Consider the following 11,969-nt stretch of genomic DNA (forward strand, 5'->3'; position numbering starts at 1 on the left):
ACGCGGACAGGGGAGATCAGCGGCGGCCGAGCGGAGAGCCCCGCTTGCCGTCACCGAAAACACCGTAGCACCGCTGTCAAGTGAAAGCACTGTCAAAGCGTTTAAACGCTCTCGGGGTCGTGTAAGGTGTGCGAACGAGCAGCGCAGACGACCGAACAGGACGCCCATGCCACAGTCCAGCCAGGTGACCGCCGCCGAGATCTCCCGGCTGGCCGGCGTCACCCGTGCCACCGTGAGCAACTGGCGTCGGCGTCACCCGGACTTCCCCGCGCCGACGGGCGGAACGGAGACGAGCCCGGCGTACGACCTGGCGGCGGTCCGGGCCTGGCTCGCCGCACGCGGTCAGTTGCCCGCAGCGTCCTCGGCCGACGACCTGCGCACCGCCCTGCGTGCCTCCGCATCCGACGTCGCACACCGCAGCACACTGCTCCCGCTCGTCGTCGCGGTGAGTCGCGTTGCCGACACAGTGCGGAAAGCCGCCGAAGTTCCCGATGACCGGCTGCCCGGATGGGCAGAGCGGACAGCCCGGTCGCACGCCGCCGGCATCCCCGGCACCGGAAACCTGACCTACCACGCCAGCGAAGTCGGGCTACTTCGCGCGCTGCTGCGCTGCATCGCCGAGGAGGGGCCGGCGCGGACCCTCGACGTGCTCGCCGAGGGCGACCTCAACGACACCAAGGCGAGTGGCCAGTACCTGACCCCGCAGCCGGTGGCCGACCTGATCGCCGACCTCCTCGCCGGCCCCGGCGAGCCGTACCCGGAAAAGGTCTTCGACCCCGCCTGCGGCGGCGGCAGCCTGCTGCTGGCCGCCGCGGAACGCGGGGCGGCCGAGGTGTACGGCCAGGATGTCGTGCCGGCGGTGGCCGCGCAGGCCGCCGCCCGGCTAGCGATCGAGGCCGAGGACACAAGGCCGCAGGTCGAGGTCGGCGACAGCATGCGGCACGACGCGTTCCCGGCGCTGGCCGCCGACGCTGTGCTATGCGCGCCGCCCTACGGCCAGCGCGACTGGGGCCACGAGGACCTGGCCTACGACCCGCGCTGGTTGTTCGGTCTGCCGCCGAAGGGCGAGCCGGAACTCGCCTGGCTACAGCACTGTCTCGCACACCTGCCCCCGGGTGGCCGTGCGGTGCTGCTGATGCCGCCCGGTCCCGCCTTCCGGCCGTCGGGCCGGCGGATCAGGGCCGAGATGGTCCGCAGTGGAGCATTGCGTGCCGTGCTCGCGCTGCCCGTTGGTGTCGCCCAACCGCTGCACATCAGCCTGCACCTGTGGCTGCTCGAACGGCCGCACCCGCAGGCGGCCCTGCCGTCGACCGTGCTCATGGTGGAAGCCCCCGAGCCCGGACGCGCCGTCGACGGGTCGGGCGGGCGCCCAGGGTCGGACTGGTCCGCGCTGCGCGGCGCGGTGCTCAACGCCTGGCACGATTTCGATCGGCAGCCGGAGAACTTCGAGCCGATCCCCAGCACGGCTCGGGCAGTACCGGTTGTCGACCTGCTCGACGAGGCGGTCGACCTCACTCCGACTCGACACGTCCGGGCCGCGCCGGTCCCGGCGAAGCCAGACGAACTCGCCGAGCTGGCGTACGAGCTGCGTAGCCGGCTGCGGCGGGCGGCGAGCGGCCTGGCGAGGCTCAGCGGGGGGCAGTCCTGGCCGCCGGCCGGGGCGGAGGCGGTCTCCTGGCGTACCGCGAGCGTCGCCGACCTGCTCCGGGGTGAGGCGCTGACGCTGCTCCGCGCCCCGGCGGTGGTCCGCGGCTCCTCCCCCACCGGGCGGGAGCCCGGCGGGGGACGGGTCCTCACCGCCCAAGACGTGGTGGCCCGCCGGCCCGCCTCCGGGACGGCCGACGACGAACCCTCGGACGAGGACATCGAGATCCAGCCAGGCGACGTCATCTTTCCCGAGCTGCTGCACGAGGGCGCCGGCACCGCCCGGGTCGCCGATTCCGGCGATGCCGGCTGTCTGCTCGGCCGAGCCCTGCACCTCCTTCGGCCGGATCCGGCCCGACTCGACCCGTGGTTCCTCGCCGGATTCCTCTCCGCCGAGGACAATCTGAGCGCGGCGTCGTCCGGCACCTCCGTGGTGCGGGTCGATCCGCGCCGGCTGCGGATCCCGCTGCTGCCGCTCGCCGAACAGCAGCGGTACGGCCGGGCGTTCCGCCAGCTCCACGCGATGCGTACGGCGGCGGATCTCGCCGACCGCCTCGCCGACGAGACCGCCCGTACCCTGGCCGCCGGCCTCACCGGCGGCGCCCTGCTCCCACCCGACGGCACTTCGGAAGGACCCCGTTGAGCACCAGGAAACACACCGAACTGGCGAACCACGCCTGGTCGGTCGCCGATCTGCTACGCGGCGACTACAAGCAGTCCGACTACGGCAAGGTGATCCTGCCGTTCACGGTGCTCCGCCGGCTGGAGTGTGTGCTGGCGCCGACCCGGGACAAGGTGCGGGAGACGTACCAGAGGTTCGAGGGCCGGGACGATGTGGACGTGGCCCGGTTCCTGCGCCGCGCCGCCGGGCACAGCTTCTACAACATCAGCGGCTACACGCTGAAGTCGGTCGCCGCCGACCCGGCCCAGACCATGAAGCACCTGCTCGCCTACATCGGGGCGTTCTCGGAGAACGCGCAGGAGGTGCTGCACCGGTACGAGTTCCCGCAGCAGATCCGCCGGCTCGACGGCGCGAACCTGCTCTACCGGGTGGTCGGCCGCTTCGCGGACCTGGACCTGGACCCGGTCCAGCGCGACCCGAAGACCGGCGAGATCCTGCTCGACGACCGCGGTCAGCCCAAGGTCAACGTCTCGAACCACCAGATGGGGTACGTCTTCGAGGAGCTGATCCGGCGCTTCGCCGAACAGTCCAACGAGACCGCCGGTGAGCACTTCACCCCGCGCGAGGTCATCGAACTGATGGTGAACCTGCTGATCGCCCCGGACGACGACGCGCTGAGCGTGCCGGGTGTGGCGCGTACGGTCATGGACCCGGCCTGCGGCACCGGCGGCATGCTCTCCGCCGCCGAGGAGCACATCAAGATGCTGAACCCGGCCGCCACGGTGCGGGTCTTCGGCCAGGAGTTGAATCCGGAGTCCTGGGCGATCTGCCGATCCGACATGATGATCAAGGGTCAGGACCCGGAAGACATCAAGTTCGGCAACTCGTTCAGCGACGACGGCCACCGGGGCGAGCACTTCGACTACCTGCTGGCCAACCCACCGTTCGGGGTGGAGTGGAAGAAGGTCAAGGACGAGATCGAGCGCGAGTACGAGCAGCTCGGCGAGAGCGGCCGGTTCGGCGCCGGCCTCCCCCGGATCAACGACGGGTCGTTGCTCTTCCTGCAACACATGATCTCGAAGATGAAGCCGGTCACCGCCGATGGCAAGGGCGGCAGCCGGATCGCGATCGTCTTCAACGGCTCGCCGCTCTTCACCGGGGCGGCCGAGTCCGGCGAGTCCCGCATCCGGCAGTGGATCCTGGAGAACGACTGGCTGGAGGGGATCGTCGCGCTGCCGGATCAGCTCTTCTACAACACCGGCATCTCGACGTACTTCTGGATCCTGACCAACCGCAAGCTCCCCGACCACCGGGGCAAGGTGATCCTGCTCGACGCCCGGGACTACTTCGCCAAGATGCGCAAGTCGCTCGGCGACAAGCGGAAGTACCTGACGGACGAGCAGATCAAGGAGATCACCCGGCTCTACGGCGAGGCGCTGCACGCCGCCGCCGACCCGGAGCACCCGCAGCACCAGAAGGTGCAGGTCTTCGCCAACGAGGACTTCGGCTATCGCCGGATCACCGTCGAACGGCCGCTCAAGCTCCGCTTCGAGGTCACCGACGAAACCCTGACCCGGGTACGCGACTCCAAGCCGATCGGGAAGGCGCTGGACGTCGACGCGTTCGAGACCGCGTTGAAGCCGCTGGTCGGGCGGTCGTGGGGCACGAAGCGGGCGGCGTGGGACGCGGTCCGGTCGGCGATGGCCGAGGCCGGGGTGCTCTGGCCGAGCGGCGCCCCGTTCCAGAAGGCGCTGCGGGAGGTCCTGGGCGTGCGTGACCCGGAGGGCGAGGTGCAGATGGTCAAGGGCGAGCCGGAGCCGGACACCGAGCTGCGCGACTACGAGAACGTGCCGCTGCACGAGGACGTGGAGGAATACCTACGCCGCGAGGTGCTGCCACACGTCCCGGACGCCTGGATCGACCACACCAAAACCAAGATCGGGTACGAGATCCCCGTTACGCGGCACTTCTACGTCTACAAACCCCCAAGGCCACTCGCAGAAATCGACGCAGAACTCCAGAAACTCGAGGCGGAAATACAAGCATTGCTTGGCCAGGTGACTGAATGAAGGGCGAGTGGAAAAGAGTTCCACTGTGGTCAGTGGCCCACGAGCGGCGCCAGGTTATCGAGCCAACCGAGATTGGCGATAGGGTCGCCCACTACAGTATCCCGTCGGTGGATGCATCCGGCACTGGGCAGGTTGAATATACAGAAGATATCAGGTCAGCGAAACTCCACCTCCAAGGTGGCGAGGTCTTGATCAGCAAATTGAATCCGCGAATAAGTCGCGTCGTCCAGACACAGGCACACGGGGATCTTCCATTAGTATCGTCGACGGAATTCGTGGGACTGGTCGCAGGGCCGCACCTAGATCCCAAGTTTCTAGTCTATTTTCTGCAGTCGGAAGGCGTGCGTCAGGACCTCGGCGCTCGCGTGCAGTCCGTGACACGCAGCCACCAGCGCGTCAATCCTTCGGACATCACGCGCCTGACGATTCATTTACCCAAATTGGAAGAGCAGCGACGAATAGTCGCATTTCTTGACGCTAAGCTCGGAAAGCTGGACGCCCTAGTTTCCAAAAAGATCCAGCTACTTGCGCTACTTGAGGAGAAAATAGAGAGCCGCATACTTGGACATGTTGGCGCCAGTCGACTCGTAGACACCTGTTCTGGCCGACCCGTGTCGCCGATTCGGCGCATGCTATCCAAGTTGAGCCGGCCCGCCACCCCCGGCAGCGAGGTTGTTACCGCATTCCGGGATGGTCAGGTGATAGCCCGCTCAATACGCCGAGCCGAGGGTTATACCCTTTCGTCATCAACGGAAGCACAGGGACAGTATGTCGAGGTGGGTGACATCGTAATCCACGGCCTAGATGGATTCGCGGGCGCAATCGGCACTGCAGAGTCAGCCGGAAACTGCAGCCCGGTCTATCACGTCTGCGCACCCCAAGTTGGCCACAATAATTTTTTCCTAGGCAGGATGCTTCGAATTCTCGCGGTCTCTGGGTACCTGGGACTATTCGCCATCAGCACCCGAGAGCGAGCAGTTGATTTCCGGAACTGGGACCTCTTTGGCCGAATCCCAATACCCGACGTTCCATCAGGAGAACAGGAGAGAATTGGCGAATTGATTAGCTCAGCTCGGCCACTACGCGACGCCGTAGAAAGCTCGAAGTCCCTCGCCGAGGAACGCCGACGAGCTTTGATCACCGCCGCCATCACAGGGCAGATTGATGTATCGACGGCAGATGGATCAGGAATTACCGACTGAGCCAAGATGAGTTGCATCAAGCAGGGCTTACCCGATAGATGCGAGCGGTTTTATCGGACGGCATCGTTGATGCTGACTACAAGTTCTTTCGCGTCCTGACAGAACCGCCGGACAGCAAAGGTACGTCGGTAGGGTGCGAGGGTGCCGACCAAGTTCCGTACGTGCTTGATACACCTCGGGGAGTTGACCTGCCTGGTGAGGGTGTGAACGGCTTGGTCACCAAGTGCCAGCGCCTTGTCTAGATCCGGTTGGTCTTGCTGAACGTAGGTCGCAGCAAGCAGCGTATTCCGCAGCGCTCCCTCACGGGTGCACTCGTTCCCCTGCAAACGCAGCGCAGCTCGTAGGTGCTCTCGGGCTCGTGGCCAGTATTCGAGCTTCAGGTGGCAATAGCCGGCTTGCGCGTGAGCCTGCGCTTCGTCGATCCAGTAAGACCAGTCTGGATTGCCATGCTGCGGCTGGCTGCCGTTTAGCCTTCCAAAGGCACTGTCGAGGGCGCGGCATGCTTCTGTCGCAGACCCTTCGTTGGCGTACGCCTCCGCCGCTCGTAAATCGAGAATCGCCGACACCTTCGGGCTCGTGCCCGGGTAGCTCGCTCTCGCCGTTTCAGCGAGAGTCACGGCTTGCCGAAACTGACCGAGGTCCTTGGCCTGGCAGGACATGAAGCCGAGGATGTTTGCCCCGAGTCCACGGTCACCTGCCGCGTTGGCCTGATAGAGAGCAGCGATCCAGAATCTCTGTGCCTGACTGTGCTGGCCGCCGTCGAAGGAGAGCCAGCCTGCGAGGCGTAGTAGCTCACCGGCGGTGGAGTGGAGCCGCCGACCGACAGCGTCCGGGTAACGGCGGCCTCGCAGCACGTCAACCACAGTGCTCAAATGCTGGCGGACCAAGCCCAGGGTCTGGCCGCTGCCGAGATGGTCGTCCATGCGTCGGAGGCTGGCTGTCACGGCGTCCATGTGGTCGACGACCTCGGCAGAGAGCGGACGACCAGCGGAGGATGCCACGTTCTCCGGCGGCTGAGCGATCAGCCACTCGTGCGCAGGTGAGGTCAGTCCGGTACCAAGCAGGGTGAGGAACATCCGCCGGTGCATCATGCTCTCAGATTCGTTGACGACAACGGCCGCTTGCAAGGCCCCTTCTGATGACCAGGGCAGTTCCAGACCCACGGAGGCTGGCGCGGCCTCGAATCCATCGTCTGGCCAGCCCAGCTCGTCAAGGGTGATCATCCGCTGCAACTGTTCGGACAGTAGTGCAGTCGTCAGAGACGGCCACGGACTCCGGGGCACGTCGCCCTTTCTCCACTTGTACGGCGTCTTGGGGTGTAGCCGTTCCGCGCGGCCATGCCGTTCGGCGGACTCGTTGAGTCGCCTGGCGAGTTGCTCGGGCTGCCACCCCACCTCGGCCAGTAAACGAACGATCGGCGCTTCGCTGGATGCCATCGTCCCCGACCCTTCACGCGTAGCGGCTACTTAGACGGAGGGTATCGGAACCAGTGGTGTATTGGGGGTCCGGCGCACTGATCCGCACCGGTAGGCACTGCGCGCACCTGCACCGGCCACTGCCCGGCTCGGGTCAACTGGCCGTTGCGAATCAGCGACAACTGGTTCGAGCCGCAGTAGTGCCGGAGGCTCGGGCGCGGCAACGCCCGGCCTCCGGCCTCGCCAGAAGGTGAGAGTGATCGTGGTTTTCCGCATCTCGTTGATCGCACTCGGCGGCCTGCTCCCCGGCTTCGTACTCGGCCTCTTCGCGTTCCGGGTCAAGTCCCGCTGGTGTCCGCGCTGCGGCGAATCCACTCACGCCCTCCACCGGACCCAGGCTCGATGACCACACCAGACCCACCCGACCGCACCGACCTCCCGATCGGACGCCGCGTCGCCCAACTCCGCACCCGGCTCGGCCTGACCCAACAGGTCTTCGCCGACCGACTCGGCAGATCCAAAAGCTGGGTCGACAAGATCGAGCGCGGTGTGCGTACCCTCGACCGGCTCTCCGTCATCGAAGCCGTCGCCGCAGTCCTCGGCGTCGATCCGGAAGTTCTGCTCCCCCACCCCGCCCGCCGCGCACCCGCCACCGGTCTCACCGCCGCCGTCGACCGCGTCCGCGCCGCCCTCGCCTGCTACCCCACCCCCACAACCACCACCGACGCACCATCCCAGCCACCACCATCGCCGGCACACCTCGACCGCCGCCTACGACACGCCTGGGCTGCCTACCGGCACGCCCACCACCCACAGGTCATGCGACTCCTACCCGACCTGCTCACCGACATCCGCCACGCCGAGACAACCGCCGGCACCGAACACACCGCCGATCTTCTGGTACGCGTCTACCGCCTCGCCGCCCAAACCCTGGTCAAACTCGACGCCGCCGACCTCGCCTGGCTCGCCGCCGACCGCGCCATGGCCGCCACCGCAGGCGACCCACGGCGTACCGCCGTCGCCGCCATCCCCCTCGCCCAAGCACTACGCGCCCTGTGCCGAGGCCGGCTCGCGATGGCTGCCCCCATCACCGCCGCCCACCGTCTCCTCCCGGCGCCGTCCCGCGCCTCCGCGCCGAGCGATCTCGCCCTGGCCGGCACCCTGCTCACCGAAGCCGCCATCGCCGCCGCCACCTGCGCCGACGCCACCGCCGCCCGCGACCTCGCCAACCGCGCCGCTCGGCTCGCCACCGTCCTTGGCGACCACGCCCGCCCCGACAACGGCGACCTCGGATTCGGCCCCACCACCGTCGACCTCGCCCGCGCCCTGATCGCCACTGAACTCGGCGACACCCGCCACGCCATCACCACCCACCAGCACGCCACCGCCAGCGCCGCCTGGAACCGACTCCCCGCCGAACACCGGGCAGCCCACCTGATCGACATCGTCCGCGCCCACCTCGATGCCGGCGACCCGCAGGCCGCCGGACGCGCCCTCGTCATCGCCGACCGCATCGCCCCGGCCGAGACCCGCACCCGCCCCGCCGCCCGCGCCGCACTGACTGCCGTACTCCGCACCGGTCCCACCCCCGCCGACGTAACCCGACTCGCCGCCACCATCGGCCTGGCCCGACAGTGACCGCAGCGCACCGCGACTATCCCGGCGGGCGGGGCCCGTACTTCTGCTCCAGCTCAGCCTTGTCCTCGTCGGCAGGTGCCACGTACCGGGTGGTGCCGCGGTGGATGTCTGCATCGTCCGAGACCGAGACACTGATTCCGCTGAGCGGACTGAGTTTGCTCAGCCAGAGCAGCCGGACGGCCTCGTCGATGAACCGGTCGAAGTCGGCTCCGGGTTTCAGGAACGCGGTGACGGAGGCGCTCGCGGGATTGCTTATGTTGTTCTGGTACCCGACCTCCACCCGGACCACGTCCGGACGTTGCGCCAGAGTTTCCTGTATCGCGGTGGCAATCGCGTCCGACTCTGCCCGCTCCTGGTCCGAGTCCCCCAGTACGGAACAGGAGGCGACAGCAACCAGGATGCTCACCGCCAACGCGACCAGTCCGCCAGCACGGACCTGCTGGCGCTTCCTCGACCGCCGCATCGTCGCTCTCCCGTCGATTCGCATCAGTGCACCCTGTGTAGTTCGTACACCTTCGACTCCACGGCCTCGCCGTTCAGAAACGCGCCAGCACTGTCCCGGTACGCCTGCACCGACGGGTCCGTGCTCCGGTCCAGTGCCTGTGCGGCGGGCAGGTACGCCGCTCTCGTGCTGTGATTCTCGCCGATTGTGCCCCGCTGGTCGTCGAAGGTGGCCGTGGTGAGGTTGGGCCGGTCAGGATTGTCGCCTGCGTCAAGGTGCGGCACGATGTCGCGCGCGTTCTCCAAGGCCAGTACCTGCACACCGGCCGGGATGTCCGTGTTCCCTATCGGGGACCCGGCGGTGACGACGTGGGTGACGTTGTAGGGGAAAGCGCCGGTCGCGGTGTCCTGGGCGGCCTGGGCGGCGACCATCCCGCCCTGGCTGTGCCCGACCAGCATCACCGGGTCGTCGGCGCCCGCCCCGGCCATCTTCAGCGCCTCGGCGATGGCGTGCTGCCGGGAGGTGGTGTCGCCACCGAGGACGTGCACGTTCGTACCCATGTCGTTGAGGAACGGACTGTCGGCACTCCACGGCATGTTCATCTCCTTGGTGCCGGGGATGTCGACGACGTACGCCGTGCTGCCGTCCGGATGCGTGATCACCCGAACGTCGATCTGATCCGGCTCACCAGCGTCGGACTCGCCATTGCGGTAATTGAGCCCGGCAATCAGGTCACCGAAGCCCTGCGGCGGCCTGACCATCAGGTCAGAGGTGTCGATATTGGTACCGGTCCCGTGCACGTCCGGCACGGTGACCGAGTAGGTGCCGTCGTCGTAGAACTCGCCGAGCAGGTCCGCCGCGCCCGGAACGTCACCGACCATCGGAGCGCCCGGCAGGCTGCTGATCAGCCCCGGCCCCAGCCCGATGAGGGTGTCGACGATCCCGGGATGGTCGGTGACCAGTTGCTCCCAGTCGATGTCGTCGGCCACCAGCGCCCCGGCGCCGGCCAGCGGCGCCAACGGCAGCAGCGTCACCGGCCCCAGCACGCCGGCCTTGATCCCGGTACCGAGGCCGTAGCCGAGGACCCAGCGCAGGGTCTCGATCGTCCGGGCCCGCTCTTCGTCCACGGCCTGGTAGGAGGCGACGACGGTCCGCAGCGCGATCGCCCGCTGCCCGAACCCGAACGACAACGCGGTCAACCCCTGCGGGCCGTCCAGCGGCCGCAGCAGGCCGGCCTCGATCCTCGCGAACCCGTCCGGGTTGAGCACCGCCGATGCCATCAGGTCCGGATCGGCCAGCATGCCGTGCCCCTGCACGGTGATCCCGGCCAGGTCGCGGGCCAGGTCGTCACTGTGCCGGGCCAGCAGGCCGATGTCGTCGTACCGGGCACCCGTCCCACCGGCGCCGCCGCTGACCTGGAACTCCGGATCACCCATCGCCGCCCTCCACGAGCTGTCCCAGGTACGGCGCCAGCCACATCCCGATCTCCTCCCGGGCCACCGGCCGCATCGACACCATCCGCCGGCCCGAACCATCCGGCTCCGGACGCAACCCGAGCCAGCCGTCCTCCGTAGCCAGCCAGACCACCTGCGCCATCCCCACTCCGGGACCGCTGCGGCCACTCACCAGCACCCGCAACACCCCGGTCGCACGCGCCTGCACCTGCTCGACCAGCCGCACCTGCGCAGCCGTCAACCCCAACGCCGCCACCGCCTCGGCACGTCCGGCCGCCCCCGCCAGGTCACCGGAACGGGTGTACTCGGCCAGCGCCGCCAGCGGCAGCCGCCCCGACACCCGCGAATCGCCGCCGCCGAGCGCCTGGCCGAGCCGTGTCGTCGTCCCCGCGAGGTCCCGTTCCGCCGGTACGACCCGGATTAGCTCACGCCCGAGTGCCACCGCCTCGAACATCGACAACTCGACAGCACCGTCGGCCAGCCCGACGAGGGCCGCTCCCGCCGGTCCGGCCACCGCCAAGACCGCCCGTGTCGACCGCCCCTGGACCGACGCCTCGACCTGGATCACCGCCCGCGCGGCCACGAAGGTCGCCAAATTCGCCAGCACCGGTTCCACCGGCCGGCACTCCGCCGGATCGTCGTCGACGGTCACCACACCGCGGGCGGCCAACGCCTCCCCAGCGACGCGCAGAATGTCCGGCTCTGGCTCGTCCGGTACGACGAACCCGGGCGGCGGAGCCAGCCCCGTACGACGGACCAGCAACGTCCACTCCGGAGCGCTCAGCACCAGCCGGTGTGCCGGCAGCACGTCACTGTCGGCGCTCACCTAGAGCACTCCCCTGCCCCGGAGGAAGTCGCCGACCTCCAGCCAGCGCTGGTCCCCCGAGGCCGGCAGGTTACCGGGCTGCACCGGCCAGCCCGCCCACGGTGCCTCCATCGCAGCCTTCATCAACGGGCCACCGACCAGCGGCGCCAGTTCCTTCATCCGCTCCGCGGTCGCGGCGAACCACGCCTTGGCCTGCTCCTCGATCCGGGCGATCAGCGCGATCAGTTCGCGTACCTCCTGGGCGTGCGCCACGACCGCGTCCGCCACCGCGTCCAGCTCGTCGGCGACCTGGTCCGCCTGCCTTCGGTCCCGGCCCACCTGATCGCGGTACGCCTGCGCCGACACCGACACCCACCGCGCCGCCTGCCCCTGCCGCTCGTGGTCGGCCGCCCGCTCCCGGACCTCAGCGGCCCGCTGCCGCAGCCGGCCCGCCAGCCGATCCAACTCGTCCGGATCCCCGTACATCCGAAGCACGCGCCATCCCTCCACGCCAAGGCCGCAGCGGAGCAGTCGTCAGACGCGCAGAGCATCCGATTCATCGCCGTCCGTCAAAATGCCACGTTCAGCGTGTCCCACCCGGTCAACACCCCGCAAGCCAGATCCCCGGCACAGCCGAGGTCGGACAGAGGACCTCGAGTGGTCGCGGCGCAGTAGGCT

The 11,969-nt window shown here is 68.3% G+C and carries 10 protein-coding genes; 5 read left to right on the plus strand and 5 right to left on the minus strand.

Going from position 1 to position 11,969, the window contains the following annotated elements; translation table 11 throughout:
- The first annotated feature begins 166 nt into the window (after positions 1-166).
- The 3 genes from ACQEVC_RS01705 to ACQEVC_RS01715 are packed head-to-tail and all read left to right on the plus strand — an operon-like array spanning position 167 to position 5,537.
- A complete protein-coding gene (locus tag ACQEVC_RS01705) occupies positions 167-2,287 on the plus strand; it encodes an N-6 DNA methylase (protein ID WP_432872682.1) in 2,121 nt (706 codons plus the stop codon).
- Positions 2,284-4,335, plus strand: a complete 2,052-nt coding sequence (locus tag ACQEVC_RS01710) for a type I restriction-modification system subunit M (protein ID WP_432872684.1) — start codon at positions 2,284-2,286, stop codon at positions 4,333-4,335. Before ACQEVC_RS01705 ends, ACQEVC_RS01710 begins: the two co-directional genes overlap by 4 nt.
- Positions 4,332-5,537 carry a restriction endonuclease subunit S gene (locus ACQEVC_RS01715; RefSeq protein WP_432872685.1) on the plus strand — a complete coding sequence of 402 codons (1,206 nt, stop codon included), beginning with the start codon at positions 4,332-4,334 and terminating at the stop codon, positions 5,535-5,537. The genes ACQEVC_RS01710 and ACQEVC_RS01715 overlap by 4 nt, the downstream gene beginning before the upstream one ends.
- A 50-nt stretch (positions 5,538-5,587) precedes the next feature.
- On the opposite strand, the gene ACQEVC_RS01720 is transcribed toward ACQEVC_RS01715, so the two are convergent.
- Positions 5,588-6,973, minus strand: coding sequence for a hypothetical protein (locus tag ACQEVC_RS01720; protein WP_432872687.1), 1,386 nt, complete (start codon positions 6,971-6,973; stop codon positions 5,588-5,590).
- Between the two features lie 241 nt (positions 6,974-7,214).
- Here ACQEVC_RS01720 and ACQEVC_RS01725 point away from each other — a divergent pair, with 241 nt between their 5' ends.
- On the plus strand, positions 7,215-7,358 hold the full coding sequence (locus ACQEVC_RS01725; RefSeq protein ID WP_432872688.1) for a hypothetical protein: 144 nt from the start codon (positions 7,215-7,217) through the stop codon (positions 7,356-7,358).
- Complete coding sequence (locus ACQEVC_RS01730; protein ID WP_432872690.1) at positions 7,355-8,590, plus strand: helix-turn-helix domain-containing protein; 1,236 nt, start codon at positions 7,355-7,357, stop codon at positions 8,588-8,590. The genes ACQEVC_RS01725 and ACQEVC_RS01730 overlap by 4 nt, the downstream gene beginning before the upstream one ends.
- Positions 8,591-8,606: 16 nt before the next feature.
- Here ACQEVC_RS01730 and ACQEVC_RS01735 read toward each other — a convergent pair whose 3' ends face one another.
- Genes ACQEVC_RS01735 through ACQEVC_RS01750 form a run of 4 tightly spaced genes read right to left on the minus strand, consistent with a single transcriptional unit; the run spans position 8,607 to position 11,786 of the window.
- A complete protein-coding gene (locus ACQEVC_RS01735; RefSeq protein ID WP_432872692.1) occupies positions 8,607-9,053 on the minus strand; it encodes a hypothetical protein in 447 nt (148 codons plus the stop codon).
- 23 nt (positions 9,054-9,076) lie between these two features.
- On the minus strand, positions 9,077-10,468 hold the full coding sequence (locus ACQEVC_RS01740; protein ID WP_432872694.1) for an alpha/beta hydrolase: 1,392 nt from the start codon (positions 10,466-10,468) through the stop codon (positions 9,077-9,079).
- Positions 10,461-11,312, minus strand: coding sequence for a hypothetical protein (locus tag ACQEVC_RS01745; RefSeq protein ID WP_432872695.1), 852 nt, complete (start codon positions 11,310-11,312; stop codon positions 10,461-10,463). The genes ACQEVC_RS01740 and ACQEVC_RS01745 overlap by 8 nt, the downstream gene beginning before the upstream one ends.
- Positions 11,313-11,786, minus strand: a complete 474-nt coding sequence (locus ACQEVC_RS01750; protein WP_432872697.1) for a WXG100 family type VII secretion target — start codon at positions 11,784-11,786, stop codon at positions 11,313-11,315.
- Between the last annotated feature and the right edge of the window lie 183 nt (positions 11,787-11,969).

It is taken from the genome of Plantactinospora sp. CA-294935 (assembly GCF_050936445.1).
Taxonomy (GTDB): Bacteria; Actinomycetota; Actinomycetes; order Mycobacteriales; family Micromonosporaceae; genus Plantactinospora.

Coding starts and splice junctions, on each gene's coding strand:
- ACQEVC_RS01740 (WP_432872694.1), bottom strand. CDS start 10,468: ATGGGTGATCCGGAGTTCCAGGTCAGCGGCGGCGCCGGTGGGACGGGT.
- ACQEVC_RS01715 (WP_432872685.1), top strand. CDS start 4,332: ATGAAGGGCGAGTGGAAAAGAGTTCCACTGTGGTCAGTGGCCCACGAG.
- ACQEVC_RS01705 (WP_432872682.1), top strand. CDS start 167: ATGCCACAGTCCAGCCAGGTGACCGCCGCCGAGATCTCCCGGCTGGCC.
- ACQEVC_RS01730 (WP_432872690.1), top strand. CDS start 7,355: ATGACCACACCAGACCCACCCGACCGCACCGACCTCCCGATCGGACGC.
- ACQEVC_RS01720 (WP_432872687.1), bottom strand. CDS start 6,973: ATGGCATCCAGCGAAGCGCCGATCGTTCGTTTACTGGCCGAGGTGGGG.
- ACQEVC_RS01735 (WP_432872692.1), bottom strand. CDS start 9,053: ATGCGGCGGTCGAGGAAGCGCCAGCAGGTCCGTGCTGGCGGACTGGTC.